The 20,720-nt window shown below is 42.7% G+C and carries 17 protein-coding genes, 1 tRNA gene and 1 riboswitch; of the genes, 12 read left to right on the forward strand and 6 right to left on the reverse strand.

Annotated elements, in window-relative coordinates; all coding sequences use genetic code 11:
• Positions 1-45: 45 nt before the first annotated feature.
• Together bioB and B050_RS0107670 are read right to left on the reverse strand one after the other, a co-directional pair.
• Complete coding sequence (bioB, locus tag B050_RS0107665; RefSeq protein WP_018473322.1) at positions 46-1,023, reverse strand: biotin synthase BioB; 978 nt, start codon at positions 1,021-1,023, stop codon at positions 46-48.
• Between the two features lie 127 nt (positions 1,024-1,150).
• A complete protein-coding gene (locus B050_RS0107670) occupies positions 1,151-1,708 on the reverse strand; it encodes a DinB family protein (protein ID WP_018473323.1) in 558 nt (185 codons plus the stop codon).
• Positions 1,709-1,844: 136 nt separating this feature from the next.
• On the opposite strand from B050_RS0107670, the gene B050_RS0107675 reads away from it, so the two are divergent.
• The 3 genes from B050_RS0107675 to B050_RS0107685 all read left to right on the forward strand — a co-directional run bounded on the left by B050_RS0107675 (position 1,845) and on the right by B050_RS0107685 (position 6,107).
• Positions 1,845-3,242: an exonuclease domain-containing protein gene (locus tag B050_RS0107675; protein WP_018473324.1), complete on the forward strand. Its 1,398-nt coding sequence runs from the start codon at positions 1,845-1,847 to the stop codon at positions 3,240-3,242.
• A 265-nt stretch (positions 3,243-3,507) separates the two neighbouring features.
• The gene (locus B050_RS0107680) at positions 3,508-4,308 is read left to right on the forward strand and encodes a hypothetical protein (protein WP_026235727.1); all 801 of its coding nucleotides are present in this window, start codon (positions 3,508-3,510) and stop codon (positions 4,306-4,308) included.
• Positions 4,309-4,712: 404 nt separating this feature from the next.
• Positions 4,713-6,107: an alkaline phosphatase PhoX gene (locus B050_RS0107685; RefSeq protein ID WP_018473326.1), complete on the forward strand. Its 1,395-nt coding sequence runs from the start codon at positions 4,713-4,715 to the stop codon at positions 6,105-6,107.
• 98 nt (positions 6,108-6,205) lie between these two features.
• Here B050_RS0107685 and B050_RS0107690 read toward each other — a convergent pair whose 3' ends face one another.
• The 3 genes from B050_RS0107690 to metE form a co-directional block, all read right to left on the reverse strand.
• Positions 6,206-6,595 (reverse strand): acyl-CoA thioesterase, encoded by a 390-nt coding sequence (locus B050_RS0107690; protein WP_018473327.1) that lies wholly within the window; start codon positions 6,593-6,595, stop codon positions 6,206-6,208.
• Positions 6,592-7,080: a PAS domain-containing protein gene (locus tag B050_RS22105; RefSeq protein ID WP_018473328.1), complete on the reverse strand. Its 489-nt coding sequence runs from the start codon at positions 7,078-7,080 to the stop codon at positions 6,592-6,594. The genes B050_RS0107690 and B050_RS22105 overlap by 4 nt, the downstream gene beginning before the upstream one ends.
• Before the next feature lie 390 nt (positions 7,081-7,470).
• Complete coding sequence (gene metE, locus B050_RS0107700; RefSeq protein WP_018473329.1) at positions 7,471-9,795, reverse strand: 5-methyltetrahydropteroyltriglutamate--homocysteine S-methyltransferase; 2,325 nt, start codon at positions 9,793-9,795, stop codon at positions 7,471-7,473.
• Positions 9,796-9,997: 202 nt separating this feature from the next.
• Positions 9,998-10,191, reverse strand: a riboswitch (cobalamin riboswitch).
• A gap of 598 nt (positions 10,192-10,789) precedes the next feature.
• Here metE and B050_RS0107705 point away from each other — a divergent pair.
• The 9 genes from B050_RS0107705 (at position 10,790) to B050_RS0107745 (ending at position 19,457) form a co-directional block, all read left to right on the forward strand.
• Complete coding sequence (locus B050_RS0107705; protein ID WP_018473330.1) at positions 10,790-12,013, forward strand: bifunctional alpha/beta hydrolase/OsmC family protein; 1,224 nt, start codon at positions 10,790-10,792, stop codon at positions 12,011-12,013.
• A 28-nt stretch (positions 12,014-12,041) separates the two neighbouring features.
• Positions 12,042-12,998 (forward strand): aldo/keto reductase, encoded by a 957-nt coding sequence (locus tag B050_RS0107710; protein ID WP_018473331.1) that lies wholly within the window; start codon positions 12,042-12,044, stop codon positions 12,996-12,998.
• A gap of 97 nt (positions 12,999-13,095) precedes the next feature.
• Positions 13,096-13,169, forward strand: a tRNA-Pro gene (locus tag B050_RS0107715).
• Positions 13,170-13,498: 329 nt separating this feature from the next.
• On the forward strand, positions 13,499-13,714 hold the full coding sequence (locus B050_RS0107720; RefSeq protein ID WP_018473332.1) for a hypothetical protein: 216 nt from the start codon (positions 13,499-13,501) through the stop codon (positions 13,712-13,714).
• On the forward strand, positions 13,714-14,505 hold the full coding sequence (locus tag B050_RS22110) for a zeta toxin family protein (RefSeq protein WP_018473333.1): 792 nt from the start codon (positions 13,714-13,716) through the stop codon (positions 14,503-14,505). The genes B050_RS0107720 and B050_RS22110 overlap by 1 nt, the downstream gene beginning before the upstream one ends.
• 420 nt (positions 14,506-14,925) lie before the next feature.
• Positions 14,926-15,120 carry a hypothetical protein gene (locus tag B050_RS0107730; protein ID WP_018473334.1) on the forward strand — a complete coding sequence of 65 codons (195 nt, stop codon included), beginning with the start codon at positions 14,926-14,928 and terminating at the stop codon, positions 15,118-15,120.
• Positions 15,121-15,279: 159 nt separating this feature from the next.
• Positions 15,280-16,614, forward strand: coding sequence for an alkyl/aryl-sulfatase (locus tag B050_RS0107735; protein ID WP_169336246.1), 1,335 nt, complete (start codon positions 15,280-15,282; stop codon positions 16,612-16,614).
• Positions 16,615-16,803: 189 nt separating this feature from the next.
• Positions 16,804-17,661: an SDR family oxidoreductase gene (locus B050_RS0107740; protein ID WP_018473336.1), complete on the forward strand. Its 858-nt coding sequence runs from the start codon at positions 16,804-16,806 to the stop codon at positions 17,659-17,661.
• Between the two features lie 290 nt (positions 17,662-17,951).
• Entirely contained in the window at positions 17,952-19,457 is a 1,506-nt protein-coding gene (locus B050_RS0107745; RefSeq protein WP_205744969.1) for an alkaline phosphatase D family protein, read from the forward strand.
• 220 nt (positions 19,458-19,677) lie between these two features.
• Here the strand turns inward: B050_RS0107745 and B050_RS0107750 are convergent, their stop codons facing one another.
• Positions 19,678-19,905 (reverse strand): hypothetical protein, encoded by a 228-nt coding sequence (locus B050_RS0107750; RefSeq protein ID WP_018473338.1) that lies wholly within the window; start codon positions 19,903-19,905, stop codon positions 19,678-19,680.
• Between the last annotated feature and the right edge of the window lie 815 nt (positions 19,906-20,720).

A 20,720-nucleotide genomic window follows, 5' to 3' on the forward strand; every position in this document is an offset into this window, starting at 1 on the left:
GAGTGAAGGACAGCTCTCTAATCCACGTATATGCAGAGAGAGCGCTTATGCTTCGATTTCCTGACCCTTGAAGGCCTTGCGAGGTTTGAGGTTCAGGGTTTGGAATAGCTGCTTATCCATATCCACCTCGGGATTTGGGGTGGTGAGCAGCTTATCTCCGGCGAAGATGGAGTTTGCTCCAGCCATAAAACACAGGGCTTGCTCTTCGGTATTCATTCGTACTCTACCGGCAGAAAGTCTCACCATGGCTTTGGGCATAATGATCCTTGCGGTAGCGATCATCCTCACCATTTCCCAAACAGACACTCTTTCCTGGTCTTCCAGTGGCGTGCCTTCCACAGGCACAAGGGCGTTGACAGGAACGGACTCTGGATGGGAGGGTAGGGTGGCCAGGGTATGTAGCATGCCCACCCGATCATCAAGATTCTCACCAAGTCCGATAATGCCTCCTGAGCATACTGAAATATCAGCCTTGCGGACATTGTCCAGCGTGCCCAGTCGATCATCGTAATTTCGAGTGGTTATGATTTCGTTATAGTGTTCTTCGCTGGTGTCCAGGTTATGATTGTAGGCATATAGACCTGCATCCTTTAGTTTTTGGGCTTGTTCTTCACTAAGCATCCCGAGGGTACAGCACACTTCCATTCCCATATTATTGACGCCTTTTACCATGTCGAGCACCTTGTCGAAGTCCTTATTGTCTCTGACTTCTCTCCAGGCTGCTCCCATGCAGAATCGGGTGCTCCCTGCGGATTTCGCCTCGGCAGCTTTCTGGATTACTTCCTGTACAGGTAGTAACTTATGTACTTTTACCTCGGTATGATAGCGAGCTGCCTGCGGGCAATAAGCGCAGTCCTCAGGACAGCCCCCTGTTTTTACAGACAATAAAGTGCAGACCTGCACCTCAGTAGGGTCATTGTATTCTCTATGAACGGTCGCCGCCTTGTACATGAGCTCCATGATGGGCATATCAAAGATGGCCTTGATTTCTTCTCTGGTCCAGTTATTTCTAATCTCTGTCATCAAAAGTAGATTTGAGTGAAAGCTAAATGAGGGTTAAAATTATAATAAAATGTTAAGGATGTGTTATTTTTTTTGGTATTTATCCTGAGTCCAAATCCTTTGCCTCTTTGAGCCCAGGGGTTTAGGCTTATTCAACTAATTTGCTCCTTAGGGCCATGGCTTGCTGGAAATGCCTTTGCTCATGTTTCTCAAGAATGTGGAGGGCCGTTTGGAGCGGGTAAGCGATCAGCCTATTGGCGGGACTGTGGATCACCTGACCTCTATTTAGTGCTGGCAAGAGTAAGTCAGCCCAGTCGATGAGTAGAGCCTGCTGGGCAAGGAAATCCTCCCACAACTGCTCCTTGGTGAGGGAAGTGGTGGTTTTGGAAGGATCCCAGAGGGATACTGTCTTCACCTTTTTTGGATTGTCTGGCTGGACAGACTTCAAAATCGTATTGCCAAGGGCCTTAGTTAGAAAACTAATTTTGCCTATAAAGGGTTTATGATATTGTCCATCCAGAATTTCCTGAAAAATAGGAAAATAGCTTTTATTGATAAGGCTTATATGCTGGATGATCTCACCAATGCTCCATTGGTTAGGGGTTGTTTGCTGAAATAAGGCTTCTTCCTCCAAATCCATAAAGGCATCAGTAAAGTTTTTGGTGTTTTGTCGTATGGCTGACTGCCAGGCTTGAAGGTCTTGCATGGGGAGTATTGATTAATGAGGTAATCCTACTTTGACATGTCAACTAGTAATTTCTGTGACATTTATAGTCAAAATTCGTTATTATGATTGACAATTCATTAAAATTGAACTGTAAAATTAAAAGAGGGGAAAGTAAATGATATTTGCAATAGTCGATATAGAGACGACTGGGGGTTTTGGTCAGCGGCATAGAATCACCGAAGTGGCGGCGATAGCCCATGATGGGGAGCGAATTCTAGATAGCTATACCACGCTCATCAATCCCAATTGCCCTATTCCGGGTTTTATCACGGGACTTACTGGCATCGATCAGAATATGGTGGCAGATGCACCTTATTTTGAGGATATTGCGGCAGAATTTTATGAATTCTTAGAGGATAAGGTCTTTGTAGCGCATAATGTCAATTTTGATTACCAATTTATAAAGGCAGAATTTGCTCGGGTAGGAGTGGAATTTGATCGACCTAAATTATGTACGGTAAGGCTCAGCAGGAAGATATTTCCCGGCATGGGCTCATACAGTTTGGGGAGATTATGCGAGCAGCGAGGGATAGGAATCGAGGCGAGACACCGCGCTTATGGGGATGCGGCTGCCACGGCAGAGCTCTTCTCCCAGCTGATCCAATATGATGAGGAGAAGGTGATCTCGCAGATGATGAAGCGTAATTCCGGAGAAGCTTTTCTTCCTCCCAATATCAGCAAGGAGCAGTTTTTGGCTTTGCCTGAGGAACCAGGCGTGTATTTTTTTCATGATGAAAAGGGCAAGGTAATTTATGTGGGAAAAGCCACTAATATCCGAAGCCGCTTCAAAGGGCACTTTACGGGAGCGAGTAAAGGTAAGCAAGGCCTAAAAACCGCCATTTATGATATTAGTTATGAGCTCACCGGTAGTGAGTTTTTAGCGCTGTTGGTGGAGGCGCTGGAGATCAAAAAACACTGGCCAAAATATAACCGAGCCCAAAAAGTAAAAGAATCCACCTGGGGTATCTATAGGTATCAGGATGGTGCAGGCTTGGAGCGCTTTCAGGTGGGTAAAATCACGAGAAATGCCAGGCCAGAATTGAAGTTCCGTTCTCATCATGAAGCTTGGTCATTTCTGCTGGAGAAAATCGAGAAATATAGCCTTTGTCCTAAGCTATGTGGCGTTCAGAAAACCGCCGGAGCCTGCTATGACCATAAGGTGGGCAAGTGCCAGGGGGCCTGCTGCGGAGAAGAAGCCGCCGATACTTATAATGCGCGGGTTCAAAGTTGCTTTGAGGAAGCCGATAAGGATAGGTCCAAACTCCTGATTCGGGAGATGGGGAGAAAGCATGGAGAGCATGCCGCCATCTATTTTGAGGAAGGCGTGCTTTGCGCTTATGGATTTGTGGACGAATCAGAGGAAATTCACTCTGTCGAGACGGTGATCTCACTTATTCAGCCTGTAAAACCCGTGTCTGATACTGCACCCATTTTGGCACATTACCTGAAGACAAACCTGCACCAAAAAGTGCTTCATTTGGGAGAAGATACTACCAGTTCTCGTTTTCTATAAAGTGGACCTTTTATAAGCTATAGATTACTTTAAAGAGGTGATTCTATGCTATAAATCAACGGTTTGTATATTTTTTAAGGGGTTTTGTTTAGGTACCCTTAATAAAAGTGACTAAAAATTGCTATTTCAGAATATTTTTGGTGATTATTGATGGTTTTTGCAATTTTATCCAATTTTATTTTTTTCTTTTTTAATTATACAGAATAAATTATTATATTGATAGAGTTCCAAGAGTCGAAAACAATAAACCCAAAACACCCAGGATATGAAAAAGTTATTTTCCTTAATTTTAATTTTTATGAGTATCCATGGCCTCAGTCAAGCCCGTCAAATGGGGGATACTTACATGGTTATTGAATTTGTAAAGGTATCATCAAGTCAGATGGTGGATTATTCAGAGAACAGGGATTTTTTAGAGAAGATTTATCATGAGGCGGTGAAGGAAGGTGATATTGTGGGTTGGGATTTGTGGTCTTTACAGTCTGGGGATAATGAGGGGGATTTTCAGTACATCACGGTTACTTATTATAAGGATCCGGTGAAGATGATGAACGGGATGACTGACACTAATTTCCTTAATTATGCAAAGAAGGCTTACGGTGAGTCATTAACAGAATTGGAGATCGCTAATGTTGTTGATGGAATAATGTCCAATAGGGATCTAGCCCGAAGGGCATATATGGTTCAAGTCGCTTCTACCGATGATAGTTTTAAAATGCAGCCCGGTGTATTAGCCTCATTTGATTTGATGAGAGCTGCAGAGGGTAGATTTAGTGAATATGAGCATGTGGAGGAAGATTTATATCTTCCTTATCATCAGAAGAAAATTCAAGCTAATATGATGGGCAGATGGATGTTTTTGCGAACCGCATTGCCCATGGGTAGCGAAGCAGAATATACCCATATGACCTTGAATTTCTATAAAGATTATCTGCAGTTTTTTACCTCCATGGAATATACCGATATGGAGGCTAGTGAGGAGCAGCAAAAGGCAATGGAAGAGGGGTTAAGCTCTCGAGACCAGAAGTGGGTTTATATGGCCACCTTGGTGAGAGCAATTCGTTAAATTTTTTTATTTGGTTTTCTTTTAATTTTCCTGAAAAACCTGGTCGGTAATTCCCGACCGGGTTTTTTTATGCCTTTAAATTTTCAAGTATCCCGCCCTCTTTTCTTTATTGCTCTCAAGCATTGATTATATTTCATTGTGGATAGAGGATATCGGTCGTCCTGTCTGTGAAATCTCATAGGAGAAGTTATTGATGCCCATTTCCTCCTGAAGATAATTTAGGCTGTCTTAAAACCTTCTTCAATTGAAATTATAGGCTTTTTAGGGGCTTGGAATGGCCCGAATATTTCTCTGCGGGTTTTCTATTAAAGAAGGGCAGGTTCATAGAAAACTTAATAAAAACACAATCTGACAGAAGAGATTTATCAATAGCAATAGTAGTAGATTCAACCAAAATTTTAGATATGAAAAATTTAAATAAGCCTGGAAGACGTTCATTTTTGAAAAAGTCAGGATTGGCGAGCATAGGATTTATGGGATTGTATCATTTTGTGCAGCCAGCGTATGGGCTTGGAGCGGCGGATATAGAGGCAGGATATGGCCCTCTGATGCCCGACCCGGAGGGAATATTGAATTTGCCAAAAGGATTTAATTATAAGGTAATCAGCCGGCAAGGTGACTTGATGACGGATGGCTTGCTTACGCCGGGAAGCCCCGATGGGATGGGAACTTTTGCCGGCAAAGACGGAAGGGTGATCATTGTCCGAAACCATGAAATCAGCCCTGATGATATGGAAAAAGGAGCCTTTGGCAGGTCCAATGAGAAGCTTGCCTCCGGAGTGAAGGCCAAGCTATACGAAAATGATAAGTTGCCAGGCCTGGGTGGGACGACCACACTGGTGTATAATCCGGCCAGTCAGGAAGTGGAAAAAGACTTCCTTAGCTTAGGGGGGACGGTTAGAAACTGTGCTGGAGGAGTTAGTCCTTGGGGATCATGGTTGACCTGTGAGGAATCCACGGTGATGCCCGGAGACTACGATGGAAGGCTCGCGAAGCGCCATGGCTATGTATTCGAGGTGATGGCAGAGGACCAATCAAACTTGCAGCAGGCTAAACCTATTAAGGAAATGGGTAGGTTTAACCACGAAGCTGTGGCGGTGGACCCGAAGACAAGCATAGTGTACCTTACCGAGGATAGAGGCGATGGTTTGTTTTATAGATTCATCCCGAATGTTCCCGGCAAACTCGACCAGGGTGGGAAGCTTCAAGCCTTGGCAATAAAAGGGGAAAAGGGAAGAGATACACGTAACTGGAAAGATGGCGAAGGCCCAAAGTTCCCGATCAACCAAGGACTGAAGGTGGAGTGGGTAGATATGGATGAGGTTGATTCTCCCGAAGATGACCTTAGATATAGGGGTTTTGAGCAAGGAGCAGCGGTTTTTGCTCGAGGCGAGGGGATATGGTTTGGCGATGCTGAGCTTTATTTTGCGTGTACCAATGGTGGAGAGATCTCTGCCGGCCAGATATTCAAATATACTCCAGGAGGCAAGGAGGGTGAGCCCCAGGAAGAGGGTGGGCTTCTCGAGCTTTTTGCTGAGCCCAATGATAAGGAAATCCTGAAGAGCTGTGATAATGTGGCGATTGCTCCATGGGGCGATCTGATCTTATGCGAAGATGATAAGCATCCTTTTGTGGTGGGGATTACCCCGGAAGGTAAATACTATAAATTGGCCGAAAATACGGGCTATAAAACCGAGTTTGCTGGGGGTGTTTTTGCGCCTGATGGTAAAACTTATTTTGTAAATATTCAAGGTGCAGGTTTGACACTGGCCATCACAGGACCGTGGAATCGTTCCTGATCATATAAAAACTAATGGCTGTCCCAAACTGATCTTTCCTATTGATCCGTTTGGGACAGCCATTTTTTTTGAGCGTCAGCGCTTATCTTAAGCCTGAGCTATTTGATTATCTTAGTAGGCTTTTTGTGTTCGTCGATCGCCACAAGGGTAAATGTACCGCTAATGGCTTTTTCTCGTCCTTCAGCATACATCTGCTCAATATAAATATCCACCTGCACCTTCATACTTGTGGTGCCCAGATGTACAATATGAGCGACCAGCTCGACGATGGTACCCGCAGGAATTGGTACAGTGAAATCTATCTTGTCACTACTTACGGTCACCATGCGCTGCCGGCTAAATCGGGTGGCGGCAATAAAGGCTACCTCATCCATCATATGCATGGCTGTGCCACCAAATAAGGTGTCGTAATGATTTACTGTATTCGGAAATACAGCCTTAAATACTCTTGTTTCTGCTTTTTTGATCTTATCTTCTATCGTGGTCATAGTTCTTTTTCCAATGCTAAATGATGCGAGATTTCCCCGGATTGGTTTCTTAATGGGAATACTTCAATCTCACAAATATACGTAGATTGGTTTTTACGATAGTTTAATATCTTGGTAGTAAAGGGCATTTCTTTTTTTAGTAAAGCACTGAATCGCTTAAGTGCCTGAGGCGAGGTAAGTTGGCCTTGCAATATTTTCGGAGATCTGCCGATTACATTATGCGGAGTATATCCCGTCATTTTTTTGAAGCCTGCATTTACCCAGATGATCTTATTGTGCTGGTCGGTGAGGATAAGGGCCTCATATGTATGCTGACGCAAGGCGGGGAATCCTTGCCATTTGTGCTTGGCTCCCAAGTACCTCAGGATTCTCTCATCCCGGGATACCGGACAGTTCGGAGCGGTGGGAAGAAGGGTCTGCGCGTAAACATCCCAGCACCTCAAAGGGGCAATGTATTTTACTTCAGGGAGTTTCTTGATACTCATATGAAAACTTATAATTATAAATGGGGCCGCTTTTGGTGGATCATATTTCTAACTATACTCATGATTTGCTTTAGTTTTTGCCAGCCGTCCCCAAATTGGGTTTTAACCAAATGAAGAACGCTATGCCCGTACCAAACCAGTTGAAAGTTGACCCTAAAAGCCTTACTGTCATTCCTTTTGCAGCGTTTTATTGATGGCGCTGCACTAGTCGACTTCCCCAATTGACTATTTTCGGAAGAGTTGTCCTGCACCGTTTTAGGGGAAAGACTATCTTTTTGTGATCAAAATCAGCTAGGAAAAACCTAATCCGACCAGTAATGAAACTGGCCGGAAGGTAAAATGTTTAAAATTTTAGCAACTCAATAGAGTCACTTTTAGTATTTAGGTAACCTAGTTGCTCAGAGCAGCAGGGACCTTTTCTCTCAAACTTTTGGCAGCATTTACCATTTTGACTAGGGCTGCATTGGTTTCTTCCCATGCGCGAGTTTTTAACCCACAATCTGGATTGACCCATAATTGTTTTTCAGGAATTACCTTGCTGGCCTTATCCATCAAGGCCACCATTTCCTCTGTGGTCGGTACTCTAGGCGAGTGGATATCATAGACTCCGGGACCGATATCGTTAGGATAATTGAAATTGCCGAAGGCCTCTAATAGCTCCATCTGCGATCTCGAGCACTCGATGGTGATCACATCTGCATCCATGGCGGCGATATGTTTTATGATATCATTAAATTCTGAATAGCACATATGAGTGTGGATTTGAGTGCTGTCACTTACCCCGGAAGCGGAGATTCTGAAGGCTTCCACTGCCCAGTCAAGGTACTCCTTCCAGTTGGCAGTATGGAGCGGCAGGCCTTCCCTAAGAGCAGGTTCATCGATTTGGATGATCTTGATCCCTGCTTCCTCCAGCTCATTTACCTCTTCTCTGATGGCTAGTGCAATCTGCTGACAGGTGGTCTTTCGGGACTGGTCATTTCTCACAAATGACCATTGAAGGATGGTCACTGGGCCAGTAAGCATTCCTTTTACGGGCAGGCTGGTAAGCGACTGAGCGTATTTGGTCCAAAATAAGGTCATGGGAGCGGGTCTGGAGACATCGCCATAGATGATTGGAGGTTTTACACAGCGAGAACCGTAGCTTTGCACCCAGCCATTCTGAGTGAAGGCAAAGCCAGCGAGCTTCTCTCCAAAATATTCCACCATATCGTTTCTTTCAAATTCACCGTGTACCAAGACATCCAGGCCTATTTCTTCTTGCCACCGGATAGCCTCGCTCGATGCTTTTTCGATGTTTAGGTGGTATTGATTTTCAGTCATTCCCCCTTTTTTTAGCAACGAACGCCACTGTCGTACTTCCTTTGTCTGTGGAAATGATCCTATCGTCGTGGTCGGGAAATTGGGCAATCGTAATTCCTCCTGCTGCTTTTTCTTTCTGATTTCAAATGCCTGCTTTCTCTGGCTGTCTTCCGGCTGGAGTGCGGACACAGCCGCTTTCACCTTGGGATCATGGATGGAAGGAGCGCTCTTTTTACTCTGGATCGCTGCTTCATTTGCCTCCAGTATTGCCTTATTCCCTGCCTCGGTAGGTGCAGCGCAGAGGAGGGAGAGCTCATGGATCTCATTTATTTTTTGCTTCGCAAATGCAAGCCAATTTTTGACCTCCGCCCCAAGGATGTCTTCCTTCGTTTCGGAGTCTAGGTCGCAAGGGCTATGAAGTAATGAGCAAGAAGGAGCAATCATCAGACGGTCCTCGGTCTTAGCTTGCCTGGCAGTATGGATCAGTTCCAAAGACTGCTGATAGTCATTCTTCCAGATATTTCTTCCGTCCACCAGACCTAATGATAGCGTAAGATTGGCAGGGATAGCGTCCAACACCTTGGACAGCTGCTGTGGAGCTCTTACCAGATCAATGTGGAGTCCACATATTGGCAGATTGGAGAGGATGTCCAGATTCTGCTCAATGGTTTCAAAATACGTCGCCACCAAGGTCTTTAAGCTTGGACAGGCTTTTTTGATTTCCTTATAGGCTAATTCATAGGCTTTTTTTGCCTTCTCATCTAAATCCAAAGCTAGGAAAGGCTCATCTATTTGCACCCATCCAGCACCTAAGGCTTCCAGTTTTTTTAATAGGTCGATATAAACAGGAATTAATTGCTGAATCAGGTCTATTCGGTGGAAGCCACTTTCCTTTTCCTTGCCCAATAACAGGTAGGAAATTGGTCCCAGGATCACGGGCTTGGTGATGATCCCAAGGCGTTTTGCCTCTTTAAATTCATCCAGAATTTTGGTGCTGAAAAGTTTAAACTGCTGATTTTTATTAAACTCAGGAACGATATAATGATAATTGGTGTCAAACCATTTGGTCATCTCCATGGCGATGATGTCCAGCCCATTTTTTTGGTAGCCTCTGGCCATCGCAAAATAAAGATCCAACTCTGGCTTTTTTAACTCGGTAACGATCTGATGGTAGCGATCAGGAATAGCCCCAAGGGTCAGAGACATATCCAATACCTGATCATAATAGGAGAAATCATTGGAAGGGATGAGGTCTAGGTCTGCTTGTGCCTGCAGCTCCCAGTTTGCCTTCCTGATTTCGGCTCCCGTTTGGAGCAACTCATTGAGGGAGATTTTATCTGCCCAATACGCTTCACTAGCTTTTTTTAATTGTCTTTGGTTACCAATTCGCGGATAACCTAAATTGTGCGTTAGCATAGTTTTTCAACTTTTAACATGAATAATAATTGTTAAAAGCTCTTGGCTAAACATGAAAATGACTTAAGAATCGGGGATGAATATAGGCTGAAAAATAAACATACGGATCCCTTGGGCATAGCTGTCCCAGGAGAAGAAGGATCGTGTGAATACTTGACAGGGGCTTCAAACCGCGAAAGCATTGTCATTCTTGTCCGACACTTCGGACAAGTCCCTATAGGCAGGTCTCCTGGCTTGTGTCATTTTTGCCGTCCTTCCCATCCATAGATTTATGGACAGTGGACCTCGATGGGCAAAAACCTCAGCGACACTTACAGTTGCGCGACAGCCCGTGATTTTCACACGGTTCCCTATTATCCCTGACCTTCGTCAGAGACCTATACTGGTAATGGATAAATGATTTTAAAGAACTTTGGCTGCAAATATAGGGATTTGAACCGTAATGATGTTATAAATATTTCCTTTGACTTGTTTATTATAGGATTATATGCAGAAGGGAGCTGGGAAAATTCATTAAGGAAACAGTCTGTCTTAGAAATAAATTTTCAGCTTACAGTCTCATTTATAGAGTTTTGGCCAAAGTGATCCTGCTCGATAAGGAACCTGTTAATTAAAAGGAAACCTAAAATTTCTCACCTAAATAAAAAGACCATAAAGCCTCTGTTTTTCACCTTCCATTTTTTATAAGTATTGGGAAAAAATAAAGCTATCCTCAATAAACGATATTCGCTGAGGCCAGTAGAGCTATGTATATGAATCCAATATGGCTCTATTTAATTGGAGGATAAAAGGGGATAGCCGCTGAAATTTAGTAAATTAATAGCTGATCAAAGTCTTATAGAGGAAAGAACTCTTTAAGTAGCCTTGCAGATAATTTAATTTCAAAAAATGATTTATGGCAAGGGAGAAGGCCAAATAGATTAGGCCTTCATTAGACTGTTAATTTTTATACCCAGAGGGGATTTCCTGCATTAGAAAACAATAATAATTCAATATGAACCGGATAAAGTTATCAATTGAGAATAGTCAAGGAAGGGCCTTGCAAGCGTATTTGGAGCTTCCTCCCAACCAAAAAGCGAAGCGATTTGCCATTTTTGCGCATTGTTTTACCTGTAGCAGTGACCTGTCGGCTGTGAGGAATATCAGTAGGGCACTGACGGAATATGGCTTCGGCGTCTTACGATTTGATTTCACAGGCTTAGGGCGCAGCGAGGGTGAGTTTGCAGAGAGTCATTTTTCTGGTAATGTGGCCGACCTGATAGCGGTAAATGACTATTTGGCCAGCCATTATAAGGCTGCTGAACTGCTTGTGGGCCATTCTCTTGGCGGAGCGGCAGTTTTGGTGGCAGGCTCCAAGCTTCCTGAGGTGAAGGCTATCGCGACCTTGGGAGCCCCGGCCGCAGTCAGCCATGTAAAGCATCTTTTCTCCCATTCAATAGACGAAATACCTGAGCAGGGAGAAATCCAAGTGGATATTGGAGGAAGACCTTTTGTGATTAATAAGGACTTTGTGGAGGATTTTGATAAAACTAATTTGCCTGATTTGGTGAATAAACTGAGAAAACCACTGCTGATTATGCATTCCCCGGGAGACAAGACGGTGGGGATTGAGAATGCTCAGGAATTATATAAAAGTGCTTTTCATCCCAAGAGTTTTATTACCCTGGACGGAGCAGATCATTTGCTGAGCAATAAGGAAGATAGCCAATACGCCGGACAGATGATCGGAGCTTGGTCAAAGCGTTATTTTAAAGAGCAAGATGCCGCTATTTTGGATGTGGCGGGTGAGCAATTGGTGGCCCATTTGGACGTGGAAAATGATAATTTCACCACCCGAATTCAGACGGCGAAGCATTCGTTTATTGCAGATGAACCTGGTGGCGTGGGAGGAGATGATTTTGGCCCTAGCCCCTATGATTTCCTATCTTCCGCCCTAGCAGCCTGCACCGTCATGACCCTCAAGCTGTATGCAGAACGTAAAGGATGGCCATTGCAGGAAGTTTATGCCTATATTACCTATTCCAAAAAACACAGTGATGACCTTATGGTGGATGTAGAGAAACCGGGTAATTTGGATGTTTTGAGTAAGCGTCTGAAGCTTGTGGGGGATTTGGATGAAGAGCAGCGAAGAAGACTCAAAGAAATTGCTTCTAAATGCCCCGTTCACAAAACCCTTCTCAGTCAGACGGTTATTGAAACGGAGCTTATCGAGGAATAGAGGAGTCTAATAATCAGAACTATACATTATGATAAAATCAGTTATTGGTCTTGGTCTGGCCGCCTTGGGCAGACCGGAATATATAAATGTGGCCACGGAAGAGAATAGGGATAAATCGCCTGAGGCCTTTCGGGAAAATGCTTTCAGGATGCTAGATGCGGCCTATCAACGTGGGGTTCGGTATTTTGATACCGCACCTTCTTATGGGATGGGTGAGCAGTTTTTGATTGACTGGCATCAGCAGCGTAAGTATTCAGGGCTGAAGTTCGGGACCAAATGGGGGTATACCTATATGGCCAATTGGGAGCTAGGGTATGAGGGTAAGCATGAGGTGAAGGAGCATTCCTTGACCAAACTAAAGGAGCAGTGGGAGGTTTCTAAGCAGCTTCTTCCTGACTTATCATTTTATCAAATCCATTCCGCCACCTTTGATTCGGGAGTATTGGAAAATAAAGAGGTATTAGAGCATCTTCATTTTCTGAAAAATGAGCATAATATCCAGATGGGTTTGACGACTAGTGGGCCTCAGCAACCGGAATTATTACGCTTGGCTCAGACGATTGAATTTGACGGAGAGCCATTGTTTACAGTCTTTCAGGTGACCTTCAATGTGTATGAGCAGTCCGCCCTGGGTGAATTAAAGCAGCTGCACCTTCAGGGGAAAACCATTATAATTAAGGAAGCTATGGCTAATGGAAGGCTATTTCAGGCGGTTGATTCAGAGGGTGATAATTCTGTAAATGCAAGTTTACAGCGAATAGCGACTCGGTGTAATATAGGAATAGATGCGCTTGCTTTAAGGTATTGCATGCAGGCTGTGGAACCCGATTTTGTACTTAGTGGGGCTACGAATATTGCACATCTTGAAGGAAACCTTCAAGCCCAATCGATTGAGCTAAGCGAGGATGATATGGCTTTGATGGCTGCGATGGCCATTTCCTCTGATACGTACTGGGAGGAGAGGTCTCAGCTTTCTTGGCAATAGATTTTTGGAAGAATTTTTTTTGAAAACGAAAAAGAAATTCTTTTATTTGCGTCAACCAAATCGAGAAGCTCTCCGGAGCGTTGAGATAGGGTGTATTCGGAGTGTAGCGCAGCCCGGTAGCGTACTTGCATGGGGTGCAAGGGGTCGCTGGTTCGAGTCCAGTCACTCCGACATCTACAAAACCTTCCGGTTTTGGTATCCTGTAAATCATTAGGTTTACAGGATTTTTTTGTTTTGGAGAGTGGATATGGAAACATCTTAACTTAGTATTTCTATAGGGATAGTTTTTTTAGATATAGAATAGATTATTAAAAAGGCAGGAAACATATTAATAATGTCTTTAGATTTTTAGGAGCCTTAGCGGCCAATCCGGAGGTAGGCTGAAGGATATGGGTGACTTATATAGATTTTCTATGGAACAGGTTTTCTGAGATAGGTGTTAATTCAAATGTGTAGGTTAATTTTCATTAGCCTATGAAATTTTATATATTGTAAATGCTATGAGTAAGGAAAAACTTGAATATATCAGTACCCGTATGGTGAAGAGGAGATCAACTAAAGCCTTTAAAGATGGGGCTAAAAAGGCGATGGAAATCAATGGCTACGTAGTGATAGCCCAGGATGGATGGGTAGTTAAGAAATATAAGGATGGGCGGATTGAACAAATTAAAAAAATCCAACATGGTAGTAAAAATCAGGATTTGATTTTGGATTGATGACCAAGCGTATGCGGATATTTGCTGGGCCTAATGGTTCGGGGAAAAGCTCAGTAATCAAAGCCATAAGAGATACTGAAGTTGGTAAAGGTAAGAAATTGGACTTCGGTATTTATATTAATGCTGACGATTTAGCTGAAGAGCTTTATTCTAATGCAGTAGATTTTAGCAACTACAATGTTCTTTTTAACCAAAATGAGTTTGAGATTATTATTGGAGAATCAGGTTTAATTGGTAATCAATTTCCTATCACCAGATTGCTAAAGTGTATTGAAGTTTGCGACAACAGATTGAAAATATTAAAAATTATTGCTCAGGAAAAAGATGATGAGCCTTATGAAAGGATTGCACAAATCCTAGCAGATTATTTAAGAAAGAAACTACTGGAGGGAGGAGCGAAATTTTCTTTCGAAACAGTTTTTTCTCATTCTAGTAAATTAGAAATAATAAGGAAAGCTAAGGAGGAGGGGTATAAGGTATATCTATACTTCATTTCTACTGAGGATCCTGAAATAAATATTCACAGAGTGAAAAAGGTAAGGGTAATACAAAATGGTCATGACGTACCTAAAGAGAAAATTATTAGTAGGTATTATCGCTCCATGGATCTCATGTATGAAGCTGCACAGCTGTGTTACCAGGCCTATTTTTTCGATAACTCTCAGGAAGGAATCATACATAACTTATTTGGCCATTTTAAACTTAATGCTAGGGATCAAAAAGTGTGGAATATGAGTGAAGAGGCGGTCCCAGAATGGTTCAAGCATTATTATTCAGGGAAAATAGCTTGATTTTTCATTATGCCTATATTCTTTCCTTTTAGCATTTTGAGCAGGAAAATATTATAAGACCACTTAACTTAAAAAGTCAATTAATTAACCCCAATTTAATGCCAGTAGACTGTTTAAGTGCTAACTAACCTGCTCAAATCTCCATTCAGGCATAGTGATTTTTAGAAGTTGCTATGGAGGGATCTTATATCTTTCTGCCATGGAGTCATTTTTCGTGCTACTTCCCAGATTTACCATTTTTAGGGCGGGATTTACCTTTATTGCCTATCTTCCTTTACCTACTTTTGTACATGATTGGCGTGGCTAATACGGAGTTATGATTATTATTCTATTGGATTTCAAATCATCAAACCTTAGATAAGCAGAACCTGTAGTAGGAACTACGTCATGTTTCCAGGTATCATTTAAACCTCAAAAACTATGAGTGAAGTAGCAACTTGCCCCAAATGTGGAAGTAAATCTCGCATCAAAGAGATGGAAGGCGAAATTGTCTATCAGGCAGTTCAGGATGAAGAAGCCTTCAAAAAGATCAGTCAGATGAAAAAGGCATTAGAGAAATTTAAGGCGAAGGCGGAGCAACTGGAGAAAGAATTGGAGCAGCTCAGGTCCACCTGAGATACTCAATACTAGCCTTAGCTATTCGCCTAATTTATATTTCAATTAATAGAATTCATGCAGAACCTACAGCCATTGTCTGATCCTTCAGGTTTGGGAGTTGGAGGTTGTCTTAATCCGAATTCGAGCATAGTTCTATTGCATAAACAAATAATGAAAATGAAGAATTTAATATATATTATCACATTGGTTATAATGAACTTTTCGGTCCATGCCTATGGGCAGGAAACGAGAGCGACAGCTATTCTTAAGGAAAGAAATAGCGAATTTACCCCTGAGATCATCAAATTAAATGAGCAGGTATATGTAGCTGTTGGATATGATGGCTCCAATACCTCCATGGTAATAGGTCAGGATGGAGTAGTGATCATCGACGCACTCAGAGCCCTAGGGGCAGCCGAAAAGGTGGCTGAGAAGTTTAGGGAAATTTCTGATAAACCTGTCAAAGCCATTATATATACCCATGGTCATATGGATCATACTGGAGGTACTTCGGCTTTTGTGGGAGACCAGAAGGACGTGAAGATTATTGCTCGGGAAGGGTTTAAGGATGAGCTGCAAGAAAATTCACCCGTTGAGCCTATCCTTAAAGAAAGAAATGCTCGGCAGTTTGGACGAAATCTACCCCCATCGGATATCATAAACAGGGGAGTGGCTGCAGGAAGCACTTCCACAGATAGGCCGGGTGAAGGGTACCTCAAACCTAATCTGATTTTTCAAGATTCTTTAACCATCCAACTTGCTGGAATCGATTTTCAGCTTTATGCTGCCGATGGGGAAACTAATGATCAGCTTTTCGTGTGGTGTCCAGATTTAGAGACCTTATGGACAGGGGATAATTACTATAAATCATTTCCTAACCTCTATGCGATCCGAGGATCGCAATACAGAGATGTCAAATCATGGGGCGAATCCATCCGGAAGATGAGTGCTTTTCCAGCCACGCAGCTTGTACCGGGTCATACGCGGCCTGTCTCTGGAAAATCATCTGTTCACGAAAATTTGATAAACTATGCCACCGCAATACAGAGCGTATATCAGCAAACTATTGACGCTATGAATAAGGGATATACTCTTCAGCAAACCGTAGATGTGGTGAAGTTGGCAGATTCCTTAAAGAATCAACCTAACCTCCAGGAATTCTATGGCTCGGTATCCTGGGGTGTGCGTTCCATATTTCTACATTATGTAGGATGGTTTGACGGAAATCCTACAAATCTCAATCCCTTGCCGGAAGTAGAGGAGGCAAGAAATATGATACAACTCGCAGGAGGAGAAGAAAAGATGTTTGCACAGTTGTCCAAAGCATTGGAAAATGGCAGCTATCAGTGGGGTTTGCAGCTGTCAGATTACTTATTGCAGACTTCTGATCAGAGATTAAAGGTAATGGATCTTAAAGTCAAGCTTCTGCGCGCTTTGGCAGAGCAGCAGATAAATGCTCCAGCTAGAAATTATTATCTTTCCTATGCATATATTTTGGAAAACAGTAAATAGCAAAATGATTATTGATTTATAACCCTTTATAGGGTTTGACAGCGGTAATTATTAGAACTGGAGTATAAGGAAATGGAGGTTTTATCCTTCTTTTTGATCATAATGGTAATAGTCTGGTTGTTTAAAACCGATTTAATTATCGCATTCTAGCTCTCCATACCATCCATTTAAATTTTAAATTGACATTATATGAAAATCGCAGTGACATCAGCAAGTGGGCAACTGGGAGCAGCCATTGTCCTTCAACTCATCAAAGATATAGGGAAAGATCAGGTGATCGGGATTGCTCGAACTCCTGCCAAGGCCTCTGCACTGGGGGTGGAAATCCGCCCTGGGGACTATAATAATCGCCCACAACTGGACGAAGCCTTGAAAGGTGTGGATGCCGTGCTGCTGGTTTCTGGAATGGACGATCCTCAGAAGAGAATCCAACAGCATAGGAATGTCATAGACGCGGCAAAGCTAAATGGAGTGCAGAAAATTGTTTATACAAGCATCATAGGGGATGAAAATAAGACGGCTTTCAGCCCGGTGATTAAGAGTAATCGGAATACGGAAAAGGATATCCGAGATTCAGGAATGGCCTGGAGCATTGGGAGAAATGGTATTTATATCGAGCCCGATTTAGAGTATTTGGATAACTATATAGAGGCGGGAGAAATAACAAATTGTGCCGGTACCGGCAAATGCGCCTATACAAGTAGGGAGGAACTAGCTCGTGCCTATGCACAGATGCTGATAAATGATGTGCATAATAGTCAAACCTATAATCTTGTAGGAGAGCCTATCAGTCAGGATCAGTTGGCGGAGGTCATCAATGAAGTCTATCAGACGGAATTGACTTATCATCCCATTTCCGTGGAGGAGTATGAGGCGGAAAGAAAGCAGGAACTGGGAGATTTTTTGGGAACTATCATCGCTGGTATCTATGAGGGAATTAGAAACGGTGCTAATGAGGTGCCCTCTGACTTCTCGAAGGCCGCCGGGACTCCTCATCAGTCCCCAAAGGCTATGGTGGAATCTTTCAAAAAACAGCAAAATAAATAAAGACAAATTTGATTTGTCTAGGTGATAGAAAGTAAAATGGGGGCAAGATATACCATCTTAGCCCCCTTCCTTTTTGGCGCTTTGAGAGGAAGAACTATTTAATTCTTGAATTTGAATAATAACTGCTATGAATGCCATGAAATCGCCTTAGATAACAGGTGAATCAGCCAAAAAAGCAAACAGCCTACACTAAATACGGATGTAAAACCGCTTTTTATATGAATGGAGGGGCGAAATTATTTTATTTTGCCATCTTTAAGAATTGGCAATTATACTTTCTTGAAATTCATATGATGAGAAATTTTTCTAAATATTTTAAAGCTTGTATTCTGGTTTCTGCATTCCTGCTCAGCTTTCAGGGTTTTGGTCAGGCTACTGACTATATTACACCTCGCTATAAGGTCACCCTTCCAGAGGCGCATATTGGGGATTTGGATATTGACACCAGGCTGATGGATAGTTATGAGCCTGTTTCAGATAATATCAGGCAGTTTTATCTTGACTCAAGAGCTTTTTTTTCAGAGAATAGTGAGGCTGATTTCACTTCTGTAGAGATACTTCAAGCAGCACAAAAATATAATATTGGGCTAATGGCTGGCCCAATGTTGGGGGATTTGAGAGCGGATGGGCTCAGTCTGTGGCTGCGTCCGTCGGTACCAACTCCCTTGCTGATCAAGGTTATTCATCCGACAACTTCCGAAGAGAAGACCTTCCATAGCGGGACCATCGTGCCGGGTCAGGAGCAGCGGATCACTATAGATGGATTAAATTCCAATACCCAATATCAATATGAGGTATATGCTAAACAGAATAAGATAGCGGCAGGGAGTTTTACCACTTGTTCAGAAGGGGATGAGGAAGGGATAATAAGATTGGCATTCGGCTCTGGATTCCATAAGATAGGCTTACATAATCCCAATTTAATTGGTCAAATAGTACAAAGGAACCCACATGCCATGCTGTTGATGGGAGATATTGCGGTGGATGATAGAGACAACAAAATCAATATGCACCGCTCTGATTACCTTCTGCGTGATCTCTCAAAGCCTTGGCAGTACCTTGCCGCCAATGTCCCCATTTATGCTTCCTGGGATGATCATGATTATATGAATAACGACCTTAGCGGCATTCCGGAGGGTTTTTCTATAGCAGACCAGGAGGCTCTCAGAGAAATGTGGCACCAAAACTGGAATAACCCAGAAAACACAGAAGAGGGCATCTATTTCAATAGCCGTATTGGGTCGGTGGAAGTGATCATGTTGGATACCCGGTCATTCCGAAATAACGCCGCAAGGGGAGAATATGGTGCTTATCTAGGCACTGATCAGCTGGCATGGCTGAAGGAAACTTTGGAGAATTCTACCGCTACATTTAAAGTGATTTCAAGTGGAACCATGTGGAGTGATTATATCTCCAATGGGAAAGATTCATGGGGGACTTGGGACACGCTCGCCCGGGAGGAGATCTATCGATTTATCGAAAAAAAAGAGATACCAGGAGTAGTTTTGATCAGCGGGGATCGGCATGGTGCGCGAGCATTTTCCATCCCTCGGAAAGAGGGATTCAGCTTTTATGAGTTTGGTCCGGCATCGCTAGGAGGAGTGCCGGGACCTGAAGCTATTGCCAAAGATTCCAGCCATCAGCTATTTGGATACCTAGGCAAGGATTTTATCGCTTATGGAGAATTTACCTTTGACAGCACTGGAGAGGAGCCTAGTGTCGTCTTTCGCCTAATAGATGAAAAGGGTGATATTCTTGAAGAACATAAATTAAAGTATAGCCAGCTGACTCCATAAGTGGGTTTTTAATAAGGAATCCAGTGAATGGTATTGTCTCATTGACCTTTATTTACCCACAATACTGGCAGAAGAGGACTGTGTGCCATGGGGGAATTTTGGGATAAAAAAAATAAGTTTCAGGCTTTAGAAGTCTGAAACTTATTTCATCTTTTCGCATAATTCCCTATTAATGGATTGCGAAGCCCGGAAAGTTCGAATTTTTATCCCCATGAATGGATTAAAACTTCTTATTGGCTCCATTCAGATTTTCTTCATGAGCGATGGAGTCTGTTTCCAGGCTATCCCTAACCGATTCCGGCATTTCATGTCGATCTCTGAAGGTGCTGGATTCTTCACCATATTCTTTTTCGGTACCAATATTATTACGTCCATCCCCCGAGCCATTTCCACAGCTCCAAAGCATTCCTACCATGAGGATTCCAAATGTTATTTTTAGTGCTTTCATAGTTTTATAATTGTTGGTTTGGTAATTGAATAATCCAATATCATGCCCAAACTATATATTAAATGATAATTTTTTTGATTTTTATATAGTCCCTTCATTTTTGACGTGAGCATTCGACTCAATTCACAGCTAAATTAGTGGGTTTTTATAGAGCTTATAGTAAAGTGGTGTATTATAGGTTTTTACGCTTACTTTGTTCTTTCTTAGCAGCTGATCCGTATTTGGATTCTTAATCTAAGTAGTTCCTCGCAGTCATATTATCTCGCATTATGCATTAGAATAATTGAATGGAGGGCTTATGTTTTGAATTTGGGCAAATATTCCATCCATCCACGGCCTCTTTTTAGCAGGTAATGAGATTTTCAATACCTGCTTATTTGCATGATTTACCCTCCATGCTCTGAATGCAAAGCAATAGGATTTCAGTGTTTTTAAGGTGGCCCAATTATGATGATTCAGCGCAAAATAACGGAATAAACTCATTAGGTTATAAGCTACCATGATGAATCTGAACGAGGCTTCTGTTGTCGGCAGTGTAGCCGGGCCTTAGCCAGGCATTGGCTACCATTCGGGTCTGTCCCACAAAAAGCCATTAGTGGATGATGGGAAGTCCTACCCCGTGTATTGGGATTGTATCCTATGGCACTTCCTTCCTGTTTCCCGAAGCCGGTAATCACATTACTGTCAACATCAACAGTAAGATTGTCTACGCCAATCTGGTCAAAAAACCAGTTCTGAAGGACAGGGAAAACTTCGGTGTTTCTTTTTTGGGAAACTTACTGAAAAATCGGCTTTAGGTGCTCTGCGAAGACATC

This window comes from Echinicola pacifica DSM 19836 (genome assembly GCF_000373245.1).
Classification (GTDB): domain Bacteria; phylum Bacteroidota; class Bacteroidia; order Cytophagales; family Cyclobacteriaceae; genus Echinicola; species Echinicola pacifica.

What these genes read in the sequence shown, in the direction of transcription:
- B050_RS0107740 (WP_018473336.1), top strand. Translation starts at nt 16,804, where the DNA reads ATGAAAATCGCAGTGACATCAGCAAGTGGGCAACTGGGAGCAGCCATT.
- B050_RS0107730 (WP_018473334.1), top strand. Translation starts at nt 14,926, where the DNA reads ATGAGTGAAGTAGCAACTTGCCCCAAATGTGGAAGTAAATCTCGCATC.
- B050_RS0107745 (WP_205744969.1), top strand. Translation starts at nt 17,952, where the DNA reads ATGATGAGAAATTTTTCTAAATATTTTAAAGCTTGTATTCTGGTTTCT.
- B050_RS0107750 (WP_018473338.1), bottom strand. Translation starts at nt 19,905, where the DNA reads ATGAAAGCACTAAAAATAACATTTGGAATCCTCATGGTAGGAATGCTT.
- B050_RS0107710 (WP_018473331.1), top strand. Translation starts at nt 12,042, where the DNA reads ATGATAAAATCAGTTATTGGTCTTGGTCTGGCCGCCTTGGGCAGACCG.
- B050_RS22105 (WP_018473328.1), bottom strand. Translation starts at nt 7,080, where the DNA reads ATGAGTATCAAGAAACTCCCTGAAGTAAAATACATTGCCCCTTTGAGG.
- bioB (WP_018473322.1), bottom strand. Translation starts at nt 1,023, where the DNA reads ATGACAGAGATTAGAAATAACTGGACCAGAGAAGAAATCAAGGCCATC.
- B050_RS0107675 (WP_018473324.1), top strand. Translation starts at nt 1,845, where the DNA reads ATGATATTTGCAATAGTCGATATAGAGACGACTGGGGGTTTTGGTCAG.
- metE (WP_018473329.1), bottom strand. Translation starts at nt 9,795, where the DNA reads ATGCTAACGCACAATTTAGGTTATCCGCGAATTGGTAACCAAAGACAA.
- B050_RS0107680 (WP_026235727.1), top strand. Translation starts at nt 3,508, where the DNA reads ATGAAAAAGTTATTTTCCTTAATTTTAATTTTTATGAGTATCCATGGC.
- B050_RS0107690 (WP_018473327.1), bottom strand. Translation starts at nt 6,595, where the DNA reads ATGACCACGATAGAAGATAAGATCAAAAAAGCAGAAACAAGAGTATTT.
- B050_RS0107685 (WP_018473326.1), top strand. Translation starts at nt 4,713, where the DNA reads ATGAAAAATTTAAATAAGCCTGGAAGACGTTCATTTTTGAAAAAGTCA.
- B050_RS0107720 (WP_018473332.1), top strand. Translation starts at nt 13,499, where the DNA reads ATGAGTAAGGAAAAACTTGAATATATCAGTACCCGTATGGTGAAGAGG.
- B050_RS0107670 (WP_018473323.1), bottom strand. Translation starts at nt 1,708, where the DNA reads ATGCAAGACCTTCAAGCCTGGCAGTCAGCCATACGACAAAACACCAAA.
- B050_RS0107735 (WP_169336246.1), top strand. Translation starts at nt 15,280, where the DNA reads ATGAAGAATTTAATATATATTATCACATTGGTTATAATGAACTTTTCG.
- B050_RS22110 (WP_018473333.1), top strand. Translation starts at nt 13,714, where the DNA reads ATGACCAAGCGTATGCGGATATTTGCTGGGCCTAATGGTTCGGGGAAA.
- B050_RS0107705 (WP_018473330.1), top strand. Translation starts at nt 10,790, where the DNA reads ATGAACCGGATAAAGTTATCAATTGAGAATAGTCAAGGAAGGGCCTTG.